This window comes from Mesorhizobium sp. B2-4-18 (assembly GCF_006441385.1).
Taxonomy (GTDB): domain Bacteria; phylum Pseudomonadota; class Alphaproteobacteria; order Rhizobiales; family Rhizobiaceae; genus Mesorhizobium; species Mesorhizobium australicum.
Genome location: NZ_VFUW01000008.1, coordinates 224,517 through 244,425, shown reverse-complemented (window position 1 = coordinate 244,425; position 19,909 = coordinate 224,517). Strand labels below are relative to the sequence as shown.

The 19,909-nt window shown below is 64.1% G+C and carries 17 protein-coding genes; 7 read left to right on the top strand and 10 right to left on the bottom strand.

Annotated elements, in window-relative coordinates:
- Positions 1-35 precede the first annotated feature (35 nt).
- On the bottom strand, positions 36-2,633 hold the full coding sequence (locus FJ527_RS20520; protein WP_140662837.1) for a TIGR02302 family protein: 2,598 nt from the start codon (positions 2,631-2,633) through the stop codon (positions 36-38).
- Between the two features lie 211 nt (positions 2,634-2,844).
- On the bottom strand, positions 2,845-3,786 hold the full coding sequence (locus FJ527_RS20515; RefSeq protein WP_140823971.1) for a threonine/serine dehydratase: 942 nt from the start codon (positions 3,784-3,786) through the stop codon (positions 2,845-2,847).
- 50 nt (positions 3,787-3,836) lie between these two features.
- Here FJ527_RS20515 and FJ527_RS20510 point away from each other — a divergent pair, with 50 nt between their 5' ends.
- Positions 3,837-4,139, top strand: coding sequence for a metalloregulator ArsR/SmtB family transcription factor (locus tag FJ527_RS20510; protein WP_015315541.1), 303 nt, complete (start codon positions 3,837-3,839; stop codon positions 4,137-4,139).
- A gap of 34 nt (positions 4,140-4,173) precedes the next feature.
- On the opposite strand, the gene lysA is transcribed toward FJ527_RS20510, so the two are convergent.
- The 3 genes from lysA to argH all read right to left on the bottom strand — a co-directional run bounded on the left by lysA (position 4,174) and on the right by argH (position 7,214).
- The gene (lysA, locus tag FJ527_RS20505; protein WP_140823970.1) at positions 4,174-5,442 is read right to left on the bottom strand and encodes a diaminopimelate decarboxylase; all 1,269 of its coding nucleotides are present in this window, start codon (positions 5,440-5,442) and stop codon (positions 4,174-4,176) included.
- Positions 5,443-5,512: 70 nt separating this feature from the next.
- Positions 5,513-5,719, bottom strand: a complete 207-nt coding sequence (locus tag FJ527_RS20500) for a lipoprotein (RefSeq protein ID WP_015315543.1) — start codon at positions 5,717-5,719, stop codon at positions 5,513-5,515.
- A gap of 94 nt (positions 5,720-5,813) precedes the next feature.
- Positions 5,814-7,214, bottom strand: coding sequence for an argininosuccinate lyase (gene argH, locus FJ527_RS20495; RefSeq protein WP_140823969.1), 1,401 nt, complete (start codon positions 7,212-7,214; stop codon positions 5,814-5,816).
- Between the two features lie 34 nt (positions 7,215-7,248).
- On the opposite strand from argH, the gene FJ527_RS20490 reads away from it, so the two are divergent.
- A complete protein-coding gene (locus FJ527_RS20490) occupies positions 7,249-7,929 on the top strand; it encodes a TlpA disulfide reductase family protein (protein ID WP_140616834.1) in 681 nt (226 codons plus the stop codon).
- Between the two features lie 65 nt (positions 7,930-7,994).
- On the opposite strand, the gene FJ527_RS20485 is transcribed toward FJ527_RS20490, so the two are convergent.
- From FJ527_RS20485 to FJ527_RS29645, 3 genes are all read right to left on the bottom strand, one after another.
- Positions 7,995-10,448, bottom strand: coding sequence for an EAL domain-containing protein (locus tag FJ527_RS20485; RefSeq protein ID WP_140823968.1), 2,454 nt, complete (start codon positions 10,446-10,448; stop codon positions 7,995-7,997).
- Positions 10,449-10,610: 162 nt separating this feature from the next.
- Positions 10,611-11,198 (bottom strand): endonuclease/exonuclease/phosphatase family protein, encoded by a 588-nt coding sequence (locus FJ527_RS29650; protein ID WP_246677746.1) that lies wholly within the window; start codon positions 11,196-11,198, stop codon positions 10,611-10,613.
- Between the two features lie 8 nt (positions 11,199-11,206).
- Complete coding sequence (locus FJ527_RS29645) at positions 11,207-11,644, bottom strand: hypothetical protein (protein WP_246677745.1); 438 nt, start codon at positions 11,642-11,644, stop codon at positions 11,207-11,209.
- Between the two features lie 236 nt (positions 11,645-11,880).
- Between FJ527_RS29645 and FJ527_RS20475 the strand changes: the two genes are divergently transcribed.
- The 5 genes from FJ527_RS20475 (at position 11,881) to FJ527_RS20455 (ending at position 17,152) form a co-directional block, all read left to right on the top strand.
- On the top strand, positions 11,881-13,233 hold the full coding sequence (locus tag FJ527_RS20475; protein ID WP_140823967.1) for an extracellular solute-binding protein: 1,353 nt from the start codon (positions 11,881-11,883) through the stop codon (positions 13,231-13,233).
- Positions 13,234-13,388: 155 nt separating this feature from the next.
- Positions 13,389-14,273 carry a sugar ABC transporter permease gene (locus FJ527_RS20470; protein ID WP_015315549.1) on the top strand — a complete coding sequence of 295 codons (885 nt, stop codon included), beginning with the start codon at positions 13,389-13,391 and terminating at the stop codon, positions 14,271-14,273.
- 7 nt (positions 14,274-14,280) lie between these two features.
- Positions 14,281-15,195, top strand: coding sequence for an ABC transporter permease subunit (locus FJ527_RS20465; protein ID WP_140823966.1), 915 nt, complete (start codon positions 14,281-14,283; stop codon positions 15,193-15,195).
- A gap of 14 nt (positions 15,196-15,209) precedes the next feature.
- Complete coding sequence (locus tag FJ527_RS20460; protein WP_140823965.1) at positions 15,210-16,310, top strand: sn-glycerol-3-phosphate import ATP-binding protein UgpC; 1,101 nt, start codon at positions 15,210-15,212, stop codon at positions 16,308-16,310.
- Between the two features lie 32 nt (positions 16,311-16,342).
- On the top strand, positions 16,343-17,152 hold the full coding sequence (locus FJ527_RS20455) for a phosphodiesterase (RefSeq protein ID WP_140823964.1): 810 nt from the start codon (positions 16,343-16,345) through the stop codon (positions 17,150-17,152).
- Positions 17,153-17,195: 43 nt separating this feature from the next.
- On the opposite strand, the gene FJ527_RS20450 is transcribed toward FJ527_RS20455, so the two are convergent.
- Both FJ527_RS20450 and FJ527_RS20445 read right to left on the bottom strand, forming a co-directional pair.
- Positions 17,196-18,278 carry an ABC transporter ATP-binding protein gene (locus tag FJ527_RS20450; protein WP_140662822.1) on the bottom strand — a complete coding sequence of 361 codons (1,083 nt, stop codon included), beginning with the start codon at positions 18,276-18,278 and terminating at the stop codon, positions 17,196-17,198.
- Positions 18,275-19,810, bottom strand: coding sequence for an iron ABC transporter permease (locus tag FJ527_RS20445; RefSeq protein WP_246677747.1), 1,536 nt, complete (start codon positions 19,808-19,810; stop codon positions 18,275-18,277). Before FJ527_RS20445 ends, FJ527_RS20450 begins: the two co-directional genes overlap by 4 nt.
- Between the last annotated feature and the right edge of the window lie 99 nt (positions 19,811-19,909).

Here is a 19,909-nt window from a genome sequence, read left to right as displayed (position 1 = left end):
TCCATGGAAATGAAGCTGGTCCCTCTCGCCGCTTCCTATTTCAGCTCCAGCAGCCGTTCCAGATAGCTGCGCTCGATGTCGGGGCTGAGCGCATTGCCGAGCCGCTTGCGGATCGCTTCCAGGATCTGGCGCGCGCGCTGGACGTCGATCTCGTCGGGCACTTTCACCGAATCGCCAAAATCGGGACCCTGGCTGGCGCGCGGCCGGCCGAGCGGGTCACGGTCGGCATCCTGCTGGCGGCCGCCTTCCTGGCTGCCGCCCTGGTCGCCCTGCATAGCCTGCATCTGTTTCATCATGTCCTTGGCGCCCTTGCGCAGCGCCTCAAGCGCCCGGCCCTGGTGGCCGACGGCCTCGTCGCCCTGGCCCTCGCCAAGCGCCTGCTCGGCGCTGCCCATGGACTTGCCGGCCTCGCCAAATCCTTCATTGGGCTCCATGCCCATGCCCTCGAGGCCTTTCTTCAGCTGCTCCAGATCGCTCTTCAGCTGGCCCTGGCCCTCCTGCAGCTGCTTCAGCGCATCGGCGAATTCCTGCGGCGTCATAGGCTTTGGCTCGCCATTCTCGCCGGGCTTGCCGTTTTCGCCAGATTGACCTTGCTCATCGTTCTGGCCAAGCTGCTCGTCGCGGTTGCGGCCGCGCTGGCGCTCGCCGCGCTGCATCTGATCCATGCGGAAGGTGTCGTTCATCATCTCCTGCTGCCGCCGCAGGATCTCGCCAAGCTTGTCCATCTGCTGACGCATCTGGCTGTCCTGCTCGCCCCCCTGCTGCTGGCGGCCGGCCTGGAGGTTGTTCATCATGTCCTGCAACTGAGACAGCAATTGCTGGGCCTTGTCGCGATCGCCGGACTTCGCCAGATTTTCGATCTGGTCCATCATGCGGTCGATGTCGCTCTGGCGCAGCTCCTGGCCGTTCTGCTGCATCTGCGGCGCGTTCGGGTTCTGCTTGGCGCGTTCGGCGAACTCCTGCAGGAACTGGTTCATCGCCTCGCGCAGTTCCTTCATCGCCTTCTCGATCTCGGCATCGCTGGCGCCATTCTTGATGGCGTCCTGCAGTGCCTGCTGGGCCTGGCGCAGCCGCTTTTCGGCCGCCGAGAGGTTGCCCTCCTCGATACCAAGCGCGATCTCCCAGAGGTAGGCAACCTCGCTGCGCAATTGATCGTCGTTCACCGCCAGCTTCAGCCGGCTCATTGCGCTCATGATGGCGAGGTAGTGGGACATGGTATCGAACGTGTCTTCAGGCCGCAGCGTGATGGCCTCCATCAGGTCGAGCACGCGCGGCTTGGCATTGGCGTCGAGCGCAAGCAGGCGGCGCTGTTCGATCACCGCGCGTGCCAGCGGGTTGGTGAACGGCCGCTCGGGCATCGCGAGCGTCTTGGTTTCGCTTGAGGCGGTGTGGCCGGCGTCGTCGGTGGCGACCAGCGTCAGCTTGATGCTGCTGCCGGCCCAGACATGCTCGGTCAGGTCTTTCGTGGTCTTGGCGGCATTCAACTTGCCGCCGCGGCGCGGCAGTGTCAGCGGCATTTCGGGCGGACCATAGAGCGGATGCGCACCCGGCGGCTGCGGGTCGGCCAGCGCGAAGACCGCCTTGGCGGTGGCGGCGCCGTAATCGTCATCGATCTGATAGTTGAGCTCGAAGGCGCCGTTGGCGGCGCGCTTGGGCTCGCCGACGAAGCGGATCCGCGGCGGCTTGTCCGGGATGACGGCGAAAGCCCAGCGGCCAAGCTGATCCTCCCCCGATTTCAGCGTCAGCGTCCCGTCGCCGGTCAGCTTGCTGGCGAACTGGCGCACCTTCGAAGGCGAGGCGGACGACACCGCCGGGCTTGCTGCCGGCTTGGCGGCGGCTTGCGGGCTTGCGGGGTCGATGGCGCGCGCATTGCCGTCCTTGTCGGCATAGGCAAGCGTTTCCTCGCCCGAGCCTCCGGTAACGCGCAGGGAGACGTCGCTTCCCTCGGGGACATGAAAAGTCGGGGTCGCCTGGTTGGCGTCGGCAGTCAGGAAGATCGGCGGCTTGCCGGTATAGGCCGGCGGCGTCACCCATGCGTCGATGCGCGGCGGTACGGCGTCGAGCGTGCCATGTGCGCTGAACCCATCTGTCAGCCGGCCGCCGGTCGGCCCGAAGGAGAAGGCAAAGGCAGTGACCAGCAGGAGCGCCGCCACGGCGCGCAATCCCCACGGGTCGCGCTCCGGCACGCGCGTGCGCGGCAGATCGGCGCCGAGATTGTCGAGCTTTCCAGCCATTCGCTTCTGGTGCTCGCGCCAGAGCGCCTGCGAGAAACTGCTTTCCTGGCCGCTGGGCCGGTCGCTCTGCACCTGCACCGGGCTGTGCAGCAGTCTGTTGGCGGCTTCGATGCGGCGATCGATCTCGGCCGCGCCAGGTATGCGGAAAAAGCGCAGCGGATAAAGCGCCGCCAGACCTGCCAGGCAAAACATGGCGATAAGGCCGATGCGCACCACGTCCGGCAGCCGGGGAAAAATACCGAACCAGGAGACGCTGAGAAACAGGCCGACGACGACAATGAGCGGAAGCAGCAGCGGCCAGCCACGCTCGATCGCCATCGAGACCCGCGTCGCCAGCCGGCTCAAGGCCAGGCGTCCGGCCAGGCCGCGATTGCTGCTGAAGGTGGGTCGTTCGGTCATCGGCCCTTCCTGGAGCCCTGTTCCGTCCTGAAGGACCGCAATGGGCTCTATCTCTTTGGGCATGATCTGTTCCGAAACTTGGATTCTATTTTTCGGGATCATGCGGCGAGGCGGACGGGATAGCCCAAGCCTCACGACTCGAAGAATACCAGTAAACACGGCAAAGGCGAGGCAGTTTGAGAAAACGTGAAGCCTGCCGAAATGGTTGCAATCAGAAATTGGCGGGGTTTGCGTTGGCCCCACAGACCAGCACGGCGACCCGTTCGCCCGGTGTCGGCGCGTAGCGGCCGGACAGGATCGCGGCAAAGGCGGCGGCACCACCCGGCTCCGAGATGATGCGCACGCGGTTCCAGAGCGCCTTCTGGGCGGCGATGATGTCGTCGTCGCTAACCAGGATGGAGCGTTCGACGAAGGCTTCGGCGATCGGGAACATCATCTCGCCGACCCGCTTGGGCGCCAGCGAATCGGCGGCGATGCCTTCCGCCGGCGCGTCCACCGGATGGCCGGCCTCGAAGGCGCGATGAAGCGTCGGCGCACCCTCGGGCTCTACGGCGACGATGCGGATGCGGCCGGCATACCAGGCGGCGATGCCGCCGATCAGGCCGCCACCACCGACGGCGACCAGCAGCGTGTCGATCTCAGGCAGATCGCTTTCGATTTCGAGCCCGAGAGTGCCTTGGCCGACCAGCGTCTCCTCCTGGTTGAAGGCGTGGATCTGCAAGGCGCCGGTTTCCTCGGCGAACCGTTCGCTGGCGGCCAGCGCTTCGGCATAGCGGGCGCCGCCGACAACGAGGTCGGCGCCATAGGCCCGGATGCGGTCCAGCTTGGCCTGCGGGCTCACTTCGGGAACGAAGATGGTTGCTCTGTGGCCAAGCCGCATGGCGGCGTAGGCGACGGCAGCGCCATGATTGCCGCCCGATGCGGCGACGACGCCGGCCTCGGGAACCGGCCGCTCCAGGAGGTTGGTGAAGGCGCCGCGGGCTTTGAACGAGCCGGAATGCTGCAGGCATTCGAGCTTGAGGTCGATCGCCAATGGCCCCCGATCGAAGTCGGCCATGTCGACGCGCAGAACCGGTGTGTGCCTGATATAGGAGCGGATGCGCGGTTCCATCGCGGCGATGCGTTCGCGTGTGACGACGTTGCCCTGCGACATCAAAATCTCCTTGGGATTGACAGCAATTAGTAACTTGGCAAAATGGCTAAATGCAAGAGGTTGATGTCTTCAAGGCGATCGCCAACGAGCGCAGACTGCAGATTCTCGACTGGCTCAAGAATCCACGTGCGCATTTCCGGGCACAGGCGGATGGCGATCTGGTCGAGGACGGCGTCTGCGCGCTGCTGATCGCCGAGAAGCTCGGCATCACTCAGGCGACGCTTTCCGAGCATATGCGCGTGCTCGTCCAGGCCGGCCTGCTCAGAACCAAGCGCATCAGGCAATGGACCTTCTACCGCCGCGACGAGGACAGGATCGCCGACGCAAGGGCACTCATCCAGAACCGGTTATAGCGCAGAACCGGTTATAGCGTCGCGGCAGGGCGGCTTACGCAAGCCAGTCCGGCACCGAATCCAGCCCGATCAGCTCGTCATAGGTCGGGCGCGGACGCACGACATGGAAACGGTCGCCGTCGACCAGCACCTCCGGCACCAGCAGGCGAGTGTTGTAGGTGCCGGCCTGGACCGCGCCATAGGCGCCGGCGGTGGAAACGGCGACGAGATCGCCCGCCATCAGCCGGGGCAGGTCGCGGTCGAGGCCGAGATAATCGCCGGTCTCGCAGACTTGGCCGACCACGTCGACCATCATGCGCGGCGCGTCGGCCGGCGGCTGCACGACCGGCTTGATCTCGTGGAAGGCATCGTAGAGCGTCGGCCGGATCAGGTCATTCATGGCAGCGTCGACGACGAGGAAATTCTTGGCGTCGCCCTCCTTCACGAAAATCACTTCAGAGACCAGGATGCCGGCATTGCCAACGATCAGCCGGCCCGGCTCGAACATCACCTTCAGACCCAATTTGGTGACATGCTTGCGGACGATCTGGGCATAGGCGTCGGGCAAGGGGGGCGGGTTGTTGTCGACGCGGTAGGGAATGCCGAGACCGCCGCCGAGATCGACATGCTCGATGGCGTGGCCGTCGCCGCGCAGCGCTCCGACCAGGTCGACCAGCAGGGCGAAGGCGTCGTCGAAGGGCTGCAACTCGGTGATCTGGCTGCCGATATGGGTATCGATGCCGGTGACCTTAATGCCCGGAAGCGTTGCCGCGCGGGCATAGACCTGGCGCGCCCGCTGCCAGGGAATGCCGAACTTGTTTTCAGCCTTGCCGGTTGAGATTTTCTTGTGGGTCTTGGCGTCGACATCGGGATTGATGCGCAGCGAGATAGGCGCCACCTTGCCGAGCGCCACGGCACGTGCCGACAACAGCTCGAGTTCCGGCTCGGATTCGACGTTGAAGCAGAGAATGCCGGCTTGGAGCGCAAAGTCCATTTCGCGGGCGGTCTTGCCGACGCCCGAGAACAGGATCTTGCCGGCCGGGACTCCTGCGGCGAGAGCCCGGCGCAATTCGCCTTCCGAGACGACGTCGGCGCCGGCGCCGAGCTTGGCCAAGGTCCGCAGCACCGCCTGGTTGGAATTGGCCTTCATGGCGTAGCAGACCAGCGTATCGAGCCCGGCAAAGGCCTGGACGAAGACACGGTAGTGCCTGGTCAGGGTCGCCGTCGAATAGCAATAGAACGGCGTGCCGACCTGTGCGGCGATATCAGGGATCGCCACGTCCTCGGCATGCAGCACGCCATCGCGGTAGTCGAAATGGTTCACGAGTGTGGTTCCGGAAGTTGAGGCACGATGCGATCGGGTTTGGACAAGACCAATCCCGCCTTCATCGGCGCTAGATCAGCGGGTCGAGAATGAACTTCTTGTCCACGACCGGTTTTTCCGGTTCCGGCGGCACGGGCTGGTGGGCCTTCTCGGCATCCTTGCGTGCCTGGACAGCCGCCTCATAGGGCGTGTCCAGGCCCGCCTTGCGGCCGCAGGCGGTCACGGAGGCAAGCGCCGCAAGCAGCGTCAGCGTCACCAAAATCCTGCTTCCGGTCATCGATCCATCCGTCCGAAACTCTCTGTCCGCCGCTGCTTTTAGCCGAGTTCTCGGTGCATTGCACCCCGGATATTGCTGATCGCGATATCCGGCATTACGCCTTGGCGAGACGCTTTTTCCAATAGCGGATCTGCTTTCTCACTTCCGACGGTGCGGTGCCGCCGAAGCTGGTGCGGCTCTTGACCGAGTTCTGCACCGCCAGCACCGAGAATATGTCGGAAGTGATGCCTGGGTTGATCGACTGCAGATCCTCCAGCGAAAGCTTTTCCAGGCTGACCTTCCTGTGTTCGGCCAGCGCCACCGCGCGGCCGGTGACATGATGCGCCTCGCGGAACGGCAGGCCCAAGGTACGCACCAGCCAGTCGGCGAGGTCGGTGGCGGTGGCGTGGCCGGAGCCGGCGGCCTTCTTCATCGCGGCGGCATTGACCGTCATGTCCGCAACCATGCCGGTCATCGCGGCCAGCATCAGGTCGAGCGTCTCGGCCGCGTCGAACACCGATTCCTTGTCTTCCTGCATGTCCTTGCCGTAGGTCAAAGGCATGCCCTTCATCACCGTCAGCAGGCCGACCAGATGGCCGTTGACGCGGCCTGTCTTGCCGCGAACCAGTTCGGCCGCGTCGGGGTTCTTCTTCTGCGGCATGATCGAGGAGCCGGTGGAAAAACTATCCGACAGCCTGATGAAGCCGAATTGTGGCGTCGACCAGATGATGATCTCCTCGGCCAGCCGCGACAGGTGAGTGGCGCAGATCGCCGCCATGGCAAGGAATTCCAGCGCGAAATCGCGGTCTGAGACGCTGTCCAGCGAATTGCGCATCGGCTCGCGAAAGCCGAGCGCGCTCGCGGTCTGGTGACGGTCGATCGGGAAGCTGGTGCCGGCAAGGGCGGCGGCACCGAGCGGGCTCTCGTCCATCCGTTCGATGGCGTCGCGCACGCGCGACAGGTCGCGCGAAAACATCTCGACATAGGCCATGCAATGATGGCCGAAAGTGACCGGCTGCGCCGCCTGCATGTGGGTGAAACCCGGCATGACGGTCGCCGCATGTTCCTCGGCTCGCGCCAGGAGGGCCATGATCAAGCCTTTCAACGCCTCGGCGACACGAAAGCATTCGTCCTTGACCCAGAGCCTCAGATCGACGGCCACCTGGTCGTTGCGCGAACGGGCGGTGTGCAGCCGGCCGGCCGCCGGACCGATGAGATCGGCAAGGCGGGCCTCTATGTTCATGTGGATGTCTTCCAGCCGCGTCGAAAACTCGAAGCCGCCGCCCTCGATCTCTTTCAGGATCGTGTTCAGACCGTGAGCGATTTTTTCTTGATCGGCCGCCGAAATAATGCCCGTTTGCGCCAGCATCTCGCTATGAGCGATCGAGCCTCTGATGTCCTGCGCGTAGAGTTTGCGGTCGAACGAGATCGACGCGTTGATCGCTTCCATGATCGCGGCCGGACCCGAGGCAAATCGTCCGCCCCACATCTGGTTGCTGGTCTTCTTGTCGCTCATGGCTATAACCCGTGCTTCGGAGCAGTTTGAGAATATGGCAGACGGAAACAGATTTTTCCCGGCCCGGCGCCTGATCCTCGCCGCCCTGGTGGCGGGAGCGCTGGCCGGCGCGGTCGCGGTATATGTCAGCGAGAGCCGGTCTGGCAACAACGCCGCGCCCCAAGCAGCCGCGGGCGACAGCAAGGACGATGTCGCCTGCGCCGCCAAGAGCGATCGCGCCAAGAAGGTCGCGGCCGCGGCCACCGGCGAGGTCGCGGCACTTTTGCCGGCCGATCCGCCGCAGTCGATGAGGAGCCTCGCCTTCCATGGTCCGGACGGCAAGCCGATGACGATCGCCGATCATGCCGGCAAGACCGTGCTGCTCAATCTCTGGGCCACATGGTGCGCGCCCTGCCGTGCCGAAATGCCGGCGCTCGATGCGCTGCAAAAGGAGAAAGGCAGCGACGCCTTTCAGGTCGTCGCCGTCAACGTCGATGCCGGCGACGACGTGAAACCGAAGAAGTTTCTCGCCGATACCGGTGTGCACACGCTCGGCTACTACCGCGATTCGACGATGACACTGTTCAACGACCTCAAGACGCGCGGTCTGGCGCTCGGCCTGCCCGTCACCATGCTGATCGACGGCGAAGGCTGCCTGATCGCCCACATGAACGGTCCAGCCGAATGGGCGGGCCCCGATGCAAAGCGGCTGGTCGAGACGGCGCTCGGGTCGTGAGCCAGAGCACCTCCGGGGAAGTGTGTAACGGTTTTCCGTCCGGAATTGCGTAAAAACAAAGAGCTCTAGGCCGAGCGTACGCTCGGCTTGAGCAATACGAGGCTGCCATCCTGGCGGTCGGCGCCTCGCGCCCGAACACGCTTGCCGTGGCCGGTCAGGTCTCCGAACGCCTCGATCGGCGCCGGCTTGCCGAGATAATAGCCCTGGCCGATCTCGCAGGCCTCGGCGTCGAGGAACTTCAACTCGCCGAGCGTCTCGACGCCCTCCGCCAGCACCGGCAGACCCAGGCCGCGCCCCAGCCCGAGCACGGCGCGCACGATCGCCGCAACCTGGCCGTTGGTGTCGACGGACTTGATGAAGGAACCGTCGATCTTGATCTTGTCGAAAGGGAAGGCGCGAAGGTTGGAGAGGGAGGAATAGCCGGTTCCGAAATCATCCATGGCCACGCGCACGCCAAGCGCCTTGACCTGTCGCAAACTCGCCAGCGCGCGCGGCATGTCCTTCACCAGCGCCGTCTCGGTGATTTCGAGTTCCAGCCTGGCTGCCGCGAGACCGGACTTGAGCAAGGTCTCGTGCACCTTTCGGCTGAAGTTCGGATTGTGCAACTGCACCGCGGAGACGTTGACGGCCACCGTCAGTGGATTTTCCCAACTGGCGGCCTCCTGGCACGCTGCGGTCAGCACCCAATCTCCGATCTGGCCTATGGCGCCGCTGTCCTCCGCCAGCGGAATGAATATGGACGGGGGAACATCGCCGCGTTCGGGATGCCGCCAACGGATCAAGGCTTCGAAGCCGACCATTTTGCCGCTGCTGATCTCTTTCTGCGGCTGGTAGACGAGATAGAATTCGTCGCGCGCTACTGCCTGGCGCAGTTCGTGCTCCATGACGCGCTTGTCGCGAGCCTCGGCGCCCATCGACGCCTCGAAATAGCGATAGGTGTCCCTGCCTTCGGTCTTGGCGCGATAGAGCGCGGTATCCGCATGGCTGATGAGGCTGGCCTGGTCTTCCGCGTCCAGCGGATAGAGCGCGATGCCGATGCTCCCCGATACCAGCCCGCCACCCGCCGAGAGCCGGTTCTCCTCGCGCATCGCGGCGAGCACCGCGTCGGCTATCCGGCTCGCCGCCTGCGGGTCGGGCAGGTTGGGGGCGATGATGGCGAATTCGTCGCCGCCCAGGCGCGCCAGCATCTGTCCGTGGCGAAGAACGCCGGAGACGCAGTTCGCCACCTTCTGAAGCATCGCGTCGCCTGCGCCATGCCCATAAACATCGTTCACCTCCTTGAACCGGTCGAGGTCGAGCAGCAGAAGCGCAAGATGTCCGCCCCTCGCGCCCTTGCCGGCTTTTGCGTCTCGGCTCGTGGCGGCGATTTCGGTATCAAGCCGGCTGGAAAAGCTACGGCGGTTGGCGAGCCCCGTCAGCGGATCGAAATGAGCGAGGCGAAGGATTTCCTGTTCCGCCTTCTTGCGTTCGCGAATGTCGCGGACGGCGACGACATTGTGAGGCTTGCCGCAATAGTCGATGCTTCTGGCGATCAGTTCGACGGGAATTCTCATCCCGTCGCGATTGCTCAGTTCCGCCTCCCACGGCTGTCCCTGGAAGTTGATCAGGTCGGATGCGGTGCGCTCATCGAAGAGGTCGCCAAGTTCCCTTCCGTTCAGTGTCGTGGCGACCATGCCGGTCAGCCTGGCCATGCTGTCGTTGACACTGACGATGCGATTGCCATCGCAGACGATCAGGCCTTCCACCGCGGCGTTGGCTAAGCCGTGCATGCGGTCGACCTCAAGCTTTTGGCGGCGGAAGCGAAGGTCGATCCACAGCGCGGTGGCCGAAAGCACCAGGATCACCAGAGTGGCCGCAGCGGCGGCGAAGGCCTGCGAGGTCGGTGCGACGGTGTGTTGGGATATGGCGATCGAGGAATCCGGGAAGATCGAGACGGCAGCCATGGCGATGAAGTGCAGGCCGCAGATTGCCAGCGTCAGCAAGACCGCACCGGCAAGCGTCGCAGGCAGCGACGAGCCGCGCAGGACGACGCGCAAAGCCAGCGCCGCGAGCGTCACGCCGGCCAGCAAGGAGACGGCGACGAGGAGCAGGTTCCATTCGATCCGGCCCTCGACCTCGAATGCCGCCATGCCGATGTAGTGCATGGCGGCAATACCGCCGCCCAGAACGGCGCCGCCGACTAGATGGTAATCAAGCTCGTCGCGCAAGGTGGCGACCCACATGCCGGCCGCCGTAACCGCCACCGCGCCAGCGAGCGAGAGTACTGAAAGTCCGGGATCATAGGCGTTGGGGATTCCCGGCGTGAAGGCAAGCATGGCGATGAAGTGCGTTGCCCAGATGCCGAAACCGGTCGAGGTGGAGGCGATCGTCAGCCAGGCAAGCCGATTTCGATCCGTCGAGCGACCTATGTGATGAAGAAGATTGACGGCTGAAAAACAGGAAATTCCACAAATCAGCGCTGCCAGTGCAACCAGCCTCAGATCGTGCTGGTTCACGATGCAGTTATAGACCGTCAGCATCTTATTCCCCCTGGCCCGCAGGAAATAAAGAAAGAAATATGACTGATTAATGCTTGGCTGTTGAAGGATCGATAAAGCCGCCTGCAACCATAGCGTGCTTTTGCGGCGCAAGCTGACCGCAAGAGCACAGGCCAGGTCAGCCGCATCGATTGAAGACGACGGTTATTTCAGGCGGACGGTCACTGTCAGGGCGTCATGATCCGAGCTTGGGCTGCCATCCGGCAACACCGCCGGAAGAACCGCCGGCGCGCTGGCCGCGAGGCCGCGCGTGAAGAACCAGTCGATTCGGCCAACCGGGGTGCCGGCGGGCCGACGCTGGGTGGGCAGGTCCAAATTGTTGGCGGCCTGCCAATCATAGCCGCGCTCGGCAAGGGCCGCGAACAGCGGCTCGTGACGCTCGGCATGGATCAGCCGGTCCGGTTCGGCCATGATCCGAACCATCCACGCCCGTGGGTCGTCATGGCGCTCCTCGTGGCTTGCCGTCAGCGTGTTGAAATCGCCGCCGAGCAGTACCGGCGCTTGCGCATCATAGTTGTCGATCGCGTCGAGGAGTTTGCGTGTCTGAGCTGCCCTGCCAGCCGGATCGGTTCGGTTTTCAAGGTGCACCGAGACGACCGTCATCCTGCGGTCGCCGATGCGCACCTGGCCGCCGATCGCCATGCGTCCGCCGATGCGCGGTTGGCCGCGCTCCGGCCGAAACCAGCCGCCGGCGGCGTCCAGGCGCACCAGGAAGGGTCGCAGCAGCGGCATGCCACTGGTCACGGCATTGCCGTGAAAGCCTTCGCGTTGGCGGCTTCACCGGTTGCCATGCGCTCGGCCTCGTTGCCGCCAGCGAGTTCGACGAACTCGACACCATAGGCGAAGGCATGGCCGAGCCGGTCGGCAAGCACGCTGAGCGGATGGCCGTTGCCGGAGCGTGCCATGCCCTTGTCCACCTCGGACAACAGCACGATTTCGGGGGCCTGCCCGGCAAGCGTTCGTGCAATGGCATCGACATGACGGAGCCGCTCGACGTTCCAGGCCACCACCTTCAAGGCTTCGCCGACGTTCGCGCGCGACGCCTTGCCGCCGATTTCGATCTGGCCAAGAGCCGGAATGGCGGCTGCATGCCGCAAATGGGTGGCGCTATCGCGCGGGCCTTCGCGCATCGCCTGCCTGTCGGTGATGGGCACGTGCGCCAGCTGCTTCACCGGCATTTCATCATCCCTTTTAGCCGGATAACAATGACGGCCTTTACGTCCTTGGAAGTCGCCCTAGCTACCTAAGGCGCCGGTGTGACGTTTTCATGCCGCTGTAGCCGCCGGAGGGGAGAAAAGACCAGCTGTGCACAGGCCCGGGAGGCCACAACAGAACTGTCACATACCTTCTCTAAGAGAGCGGGCAAGGACTTGCGCAAGACCCTTGCCAACAGTCATTCAAGAGGGAAGAAATCATGACGATCATCAAGCGGGGCTTTGCTGCCCTTGCCGCTGGCGTGCTCAGCTCCGCGCTGGCGATGCCTGCCTTCGCGGAACCGACAAAATTCGATTTCTGGTTTGGTCTTTCGGGCGATCTCGCCCGGGTCGTGGACACGCTGTGCAAGAATTTCAACGCCTCGCAGAAGGACTATGAAGTCGTCTGCACCAGCCAGGGCAATTACGACGCCACCTTGCAGAACACCATTGCCGCCTTCCGAGCCGGCAAGCAGCCCACCGTCGTTCAGGTCTATGACGTCGGCACCGCCACCATGATGCTGTCGGGTGCCTACAAGCCGGCCGACAAGCTCATGGAAGAAAACGGCTACAAGATCGACTACGCCGATTATTTCCCCGGCATCGCCCGCTATTACGCCACCTCGAAAGGCGAGATGCTGTCCTTCCCGTTCAACTCGTCTACGGCGTTGATGTACTGGAACAAGGACGCCTTCGCCAAGATCGGCAAGACCGAAGCGCCGAAGACCTGGGAAGACGTCGGCGCCGACCTCAAGGCAATGAAGGACGCCGGCTATGAATGCCCGATGGCGATCAACATCTCGGCCAATGAAAGCTGGCAGCTGATGGAGCAGTTCTCCGCCATTCACAACCAGCCGATCGCTACCAAGAACAATGGCTATGACGGCCTCGACGCCCGCCTCGAAGTCAACAAGACCAAGTTCGTGCAGTACGTCACCGACCTCAAGAAGTGGTATGATGCCGGCCTGATCAAGATCAAGTCGAAGGATCTCGGCCAGGATATGGTCCAGGCCTTTGCCACCGGCACCTGCCAGGTCATCCTGACCTCGGTCGGCGATCACGGCACGGTTGGCCGTACGCAGAAGGAAGGCATGAACTGGGACGTCGCCGAACTGCCCGTCTATGCCGGCACGGAGCGCAAGAACTCGCTCGTCGGCGGCGCATCGCTGTGGGTTCTCTCGGGCAAGTCGGATGCTGAATACAAGGGCGCGGCCGCGTTCCTCAACTTCATCCATGATCCGAAGACCGCCCTGTTCTGGTCGACCAACACCGGTTACATCCCGGTGACCAAGTCGGGCTTCGACTACATGAAGGGCCAGGGCTTTTACGACAAGGCGCCTTACAAGGGCCGCGAAGTCGCGATCGCCAGCCTGACCGCCTCCGAGCCGACCGAAATCACCCGCGGCATCCGCCTGGGCAATTTCACCCAGATCCGCGCCGAGTTCGGCACCCAGATGCAGGCGATCTTCGCCAACAAGCTCACCGTGCAGGAAGGTCTCGACACGCTGGTCAAGAACGGCGACGCCATCCTCGACCGCTTCCAGCAGACATATCCAGGCAAGACCCTGCCCTGATCCAGGGATTTCCCAGACCGCCCGCCGACCCATTTGAGCATGATCCCGAAGACCGGTTTCCAGTTTTCGGGATCATGCCTGGGTCGACGGGCGGGCATTTCGTTATTAATCTCTCGCTTGCTTTAAGCTGACCACCCTGCGGCAACGGCGGACCGATGGAAAAACGCGTCACTTTCGGCAGTTGGACAATCGGCATTCTTTTCGCGGTGCCGCAGCTCCTGCTGATCTTCACCTTCTTCTACTGGCCTGCCGGCCAGGCCGTATACTGGTCGCTGACGCTGCAGCAGCCCTGGGGCGGCGGCAACATCTGGGTCGGTCTCGACAATTTCCGCTCGATCCTGGCCAACGCCGATTACTGGAACTCGATCACCGCCAGCCTTGTCTTTGCCGGCATCAGCACCGGGCTTGCGATGTTCGTCGCGCTCGTGCTCGCCGCGCTCACCGACCGCCAGCTAGCCGGCTCATGGCTGTATCGCGTGGTGCTGATCTGGCCCTATGGCATCGCCGCGCCCGCCCTGGCGCTGGCATTCCGCTTCATCCTGGCGCCGGAAGCCGGCTTCATGGCCGTCGTCAACCAGGTCTGGCCCGGCTTCTGGGATCCCGGCCTGGACGGCGCCGACGCCATGGCTTCGATCATCATCGCCTTTTCCTGGAAGTATGTCGGCTACAACTTCATCTTCTTCCTCGCCGCGTTCCAGGCGATCCCGCGTTCCCTGATCGAAGCCGCCGCGATGGACGGCTCTGGTGTCATGAGGCGCTTCTGGGACATCCAGTTTCCGCTGATCACCCCGACCATCTTCTTCCTGCTTGTCATCAACATCACGGAAAGCTTCCAGGATTCCTTCGGCATCGTCGACATCATGACGTCCGGTGGGCCGGCGAATGCCACCAATCTGATGGTCTACAAGATCTACTCCGACGGCTTCAAAGGCCTCGATTACTCCGGTGCCGCCGCGCAGAGCATCATCCTGATGCTGCTCATCATCGTGCTGACCATTTTCCAGTTCCGCTTCATCGAGCGGCGCGTCCATTACAGGTGAGACTGATATGGTCGAGCGCACCCCGTTCCTCAATTTTTTCACGCACCTGATCTTGTTCGTCGGCTTCGTTTTCTGTGTGGCGCCGTTCGCTATCGTGGCAATCGCAGCCTCGCATAATCTCAGGGATGTCAACGACGTGCCGATGTCGCTGCTGCCGGGCAGCGATTTCTGGATCAACATCAAGACCGCCTGGGTGACGGCCAACCTTGGTCCCAAGCTGCTGAACAGCTTCATCGTTGCGACCGGCGTTGCCGCAGGCAAAGTGATCGTCTCGGCGTTGACGGCCTTCGCGATCGTCTATTTCCGATTTCCCGGCCGCACGCTGATCTTCTGGCTGATCTTCATCACTCTGATGCTGCCGCTTGAAGTGCGCATCGTGCCGACCTACGCAGTGGTCGCCAACGTGCTCGAGCCGTATCAGGCTATCCTGGACGTGACCGGCCTGAGCTGGCTGATCGAAACGGTTTCGGGCGTGCAGGTCCAGCTCAGCGTTGGGCTGCTCAACTCCTATCCCGGCCTAATCCTGCCGCTGGTCGCCACGGCGACCGGGACGTTCCTTTATCGCCAATTCTTCCTGACCGTGCCGGACGAATTGACGGAAGCCGCACGCATGGATGGCGCCGGGCCACTGCGCTTCTTCATCGATATCCTGTTGCCGCTGTCGCGCAACAACATGGCGGCGCTCGGAACCATCATGTTCCTATGGGCATGGAACCAGTATCTATGGCCGCTGCTCATCACCACCGACCAGTCGCATGCGATGGCGGTGACCGAGCTCAAGCAGCTCATCCCCAATGTCGGCGGCACTCCGGAGTGGCATATCGCCATGGCCGGTACTCTCATCATTATGCTGCCGCCGATGATCGTCGTGGTGCTGATGCAGCGCTGGTTCGTGCGCGGCCTGATCGCCACCGAGAAGTAACAAGGAGACAAAAAATGGCCTCCATCGCAATACGCGGCGTCAAGAAGAACTATGCCAAGACGCAGGTCGTGCACGGCGTGGATCTCGACTTTGCCTCGGGCGAATTCGTCGTCATTCTCGGGCCGTCCGGCTGCGGCAAGTCCACGCTGCTCAGGATGATCGCGGGGCTGGAAGAAATTTCCGACGGCACGATCGTCATCGACGGCACGGTGGTCAACAAACTCGAGCCGCGCGAGCGCGGCTGCGCCATGGTGTTCCAGAATTACGCGCTTTATCCGCATATGAGCGTGGCCCAGAACATCGGCTATTCGCTGAAAGTCGCCGGTGTTCCCTCGGCCGAGCGCAACCAGCGCATCCAGGCGGTGGCCCGCACACTGGAACTCGAGCAACTGCTCGACCGCAAGCCGATGGCGCTTTCGGGTGGCCAGAGGCAACGCGTCGCCATGGGCCGCGCCATGATCCGCGAGCCGAAGGTGTTCCTGTTCGACGAGCCTCTGTCCAATCTCGACGCCAAGCTGCGCGTGCAGATGCGTTCGGAGATCCGCAAGCTGCATCGCCGGCTGAATGCCACCTCCGTCTTCGTCACCCACGACCAGGTAGAGGCCATGACATTGGCCGACCGGCTGGTGGTGATGAATGGGGGACGGGTCGAACAGGTCGGCACGCCAGGTGAAATCTACACCCGCCCGGCCAGCCGCTTCGTCGCCACCTTCGTCGGCGCGCCTGCCATGAACATCCTCGAAGGCACCGCCGAACTCGACGGATTGTCGCTGCTCGGCGGCAGCCGGCGCCTGGCGATGGCTCGCGCCGGCCTGCCGGTCGGCACGAAAGTGGCGATGGGCATCCGGCCGGAAGCGGTCCGGCTGGTGGCACCAGGCACGGCCGGCGCGCTCGATGCCACTGTCGACCTGGTCGAGGAATTGGGCGCGGGGCGGGTGATCTATGTCGACCTCGACGGCGCGCCGTTTTCGGTGATGACCTCGGAGCCCGTTCACCCCGAGCCCGGCAGCACCGTCGGCCTGAAGATCTCGCCTGACGACATGCACTTCTTCTCGTCGGAGACAGGCACCCGTCTCGATGTCTTCAAGGCTTCGGTGCCAGAGCCAGCGCTTTGATTTCCAGCACGCGCGCCGCCAAAGAGACGTACATGAAAATCATCCAGGTCACCGACGTGCATCTTGGTCAGCAAGGTGAGCGCCGCTTTGGGGCCGACCTGCACCAGCGGCTGGATCAGTGCATCGCGCACATCAATGCGCATCACGCCGACGCGGCGCTTTGCGTCTTCACCGGCGACCTGACGGAGACCGGTGCGCCGCGGAGCTATGCCGATCTGCGCGCTGCCCTGACCACGCTGTCGGTGCCGTACAGGCTGCTGCCGGGCAACCACGACCGGCGGACCAATCTCATCGCCGCGTTTCCCGACGTTCCGGTCGACGAAAACGGCTTCGTGCAATCGGTCCACGATACCGGCAACGAAGTGCTGTTGTTTCTCGACTGCCTGGCGGAAGGGCGCATCGAGGGCGAACTGTGCGAGAGGCGGCTTGCCTGGCTCGAAGCCCGGCTGGAACAGTCGGGCGGCCGGCCCGCTTACGTGTTCCTGCATCATCCGCCGGTCGCGCTCGGCCTGCCTCAACTCGATCCGCTGGCGCTTCAGCAGCCCGAGCGGTTGCTCGACTTGTTGCGGGGCCATGGCAACGTCCGCCATATCTTCTTCGGCCATGTCCATCGAGACATTGCCGGCACCGTTGCCGGCATCCCGTTCTCGGCGCAGCGCGGCCTGCATGCCCGCTTCGAGCTCGCCCTCGAGCGATCGAGCGAGATCGTCGAACAAGCGCCGCCGTCCTACGCCGTCATCCTCATCGACAGCGCCAACGCGTGCGTGGTGGTGCACGGTTGCGATTTTATCGAGCAATGGCCGATCTATTCAGCCGAAACCGGCGAACGCATCACGGCGTGAGCTTGCCATTTCGCTTTGGTTCAAGGGCTTAAAATCGTCGGGCTCAGGCGAAGACGTGCGCCTTGCCCGATACGGTCAGCCGCACGATCTCGCCGACCGCCGGCGCGTCCATGCCGGATTTGCGCAGGATCAGCGGCGTGCCGCCGATGGCCGCGGCGTCGGGCGGATCGGAATTGTTCAGGAGCCGCACCGCGATCGTGCATGTCGAGCCGGCGAATTCCGATTCCGTCACCTCGCCGAACGGCATGTCCGATGTGCCCGACATGCCCTCGCGCGAGGTGCGTTTCAGGCCGATCTGTTCCGGCCGCAGCATGATACGGGCGACATCGCGGCTGTCCGGCGCGTCGACGGCGATGCGGCCCAGCGGCGAACTGGCGAAGCCGCCCGAAATGCTCGCCGGCAGGATGATGGCGTCGCCGAGGAACTCGGCGATCATCCTGTCCTTTGGCTTGAGATAGAGCTCGCGCGGCGTGCCGACCTGGGAAAATTTCCCATCGCGCATTACCGCCACCTGGCTGGCGAAGGAGAGTGCCTCCGCCTGATCGTGCGTCACCAGGATGGTGGTGATGCCGGCCGCCTCCAGAAGTTCGGCCACCGCCTTGCGCATCGAGGCGCGCAGGCCGGTGTCGAGTGCCGAGAACGGCTCGTCGAGCAGCATCAGCCGCGGCTTCATCGCCATGGCGCGGGCCAGCGCCACGCGCTGCTGCTGGCCGCCGGAGAGCTCGTGCGGGCGGCGTTTGAGGATCGCCTTGTCGAGTCCCACGATGTAGGCAAGTTCGACGATGCGCTCGGCGCGCCTGTCGTCGTCCCGTGCCATGCCAAAGCCGATATTGTCCGAGATGGTCAGATGCGGGAACAGGGCGCCGTCCTGCGCCACCACGCCGATGCCGCGGCGGTGTGCCGGGACAGCGGCGCCGCCATTGGCCAGCTCCTGGCCGTCGAGTACGATGCGGCCTTGGTCAGGCGCCTCGAAGCCGGCGATCAGCCGCAGCAAGGTCGTCTTGCCGCAGCCGGAAGGTCCCACGATCGCCGTGCGGCTGCCGCTGGCGACGTTCAGGTTGACGCCGGCCAGTGCGGCGACCGGGCCGTAGTGCTTGTGCAGATTACCGAGTTCGAGAAAGCTCATCGTCCTGCCATCCGCTTCGACTGGACGTAGAGCAGCCAGGTCAGGGGCAGCGACATCGCCACCATGATGAAGGCGTAAGGAGCCGCCGAGGCGTAATCGATCTCGCTGCTGTAGGACCAGAACGCCATGGCCAGTGTGCGGGTGCCGTTCGGCGCCAGCATCTGGGTCGCGGTCAGTTCGTTCATGATGCCGAGCGCCACCAGGGCCATGCCGGCCGCCGCACCGGGCGCCGACAGGCGGATCGTCGTCGACCACAGCGCATTGAGCGGCCGCCGGCCGAGGCTGGACGCGGCGCGTTCGAGCTCGACCGGCGCTTGCGCGATCGATGCACGCAGGCTGACCAGCGCGCGCGGCAGGAACATCAGTGCGTAGGCGACCAGGATAGTGAACAGGGTCTGGTAGAGCGGCAGTGCGATGCGCACCGTGATGGTGACCAGCGCCAGCGCGATCACGACCCCGGGCAGCGAGCCGACGATGTAATTGCATCCCTCGAGCAAGCGCTGCAACGGACCCGGCGCGCGGATAGAGATCCAGGCCATCGGCATGGCCGCGACAGTGGCAAGCAGGGCGCCAGCGAGGGACAGGAACAGCGTCTGGCCGAGTGCCAGGCCGATCTCGTCGAAGCGCCAGACATCGGCGCCGCCGGCGGCGAGCCAGCGCCCGATGGTCACGAACGGAACGCCAAGCGCCAGCAGTGTGGTGACGGCGAGCAGCAGCAAGCTGGGCAGGGTGGCGCGGCCGAGGCTCATTCGTTGCTGGTATCGCGCGGCACCGGAGCCGACACGGGCATAACGCTCCTCGCCGCGGACCAGCACTTCGAGGCCGAGCAGCACGAAGCAGCAGGTCACCAGCACGCCGGCCAGCATGTTGGCGGCCGGGCCGTTGAAGGTCGACTGGAACTGATCGACGATCGCGGTCGTGAAGGTGTCGAAGCGAATGAAGACATAGAGGCCATATTCGGCCAGCAGATGCAGGCCGACCAACAGCGAGCCGCCGCATATTGCGAGCCTGAGCTGCGGCAGCACGACGCGCCAGAACACGCGCCAGGGTCCATGGCCAAGTGCCGCGGCCGCGTCCTCGAGAGCGGGATCGAGACGGCGCAGGGCCGCCGACACCGGCAGATAGAGGAAAGGGAAATAGGCGATGACGGACACCAGCACGCCAGCCCACAGGCCGTGCAGCCCGGGCACCAGGGTGATCCAGGCATAGGAGTGCACGAAAGCGGGGATGGCGAGCGGCGCCACGCAGAGCCAGGACCAGAGCCGGGCACCGGGCAGGTCGCTGCGTTCCGTCAGCCAGGCAAGCGTAACCGACAAGGTGATGGCGATCGGCACCGCCAGCAGGACGAGCAGGCCGGTGTTGACCAGCAGTTCGCCGACACGCGGCCGAAAGACCAGTGCCGAGACCGTCTCCCAGCCGGTCTGCACCGCGACCCAGATGATGAAAGCGAGCGGCAGCAGCGCCAGCAAGGAGACAAATATGGCGGCGGCGACAAGCCAAGGCGCCGCCCGCCGCTGCGCCCGTCGACGCATTTTGGACGGCAGGCCGGGACGCGCGAGATCGACCGCGGACTGCATCAGTTCAGGCGCCATACCGTTGCGACGCGGCAGAGGCAATCATGGGACCACGGT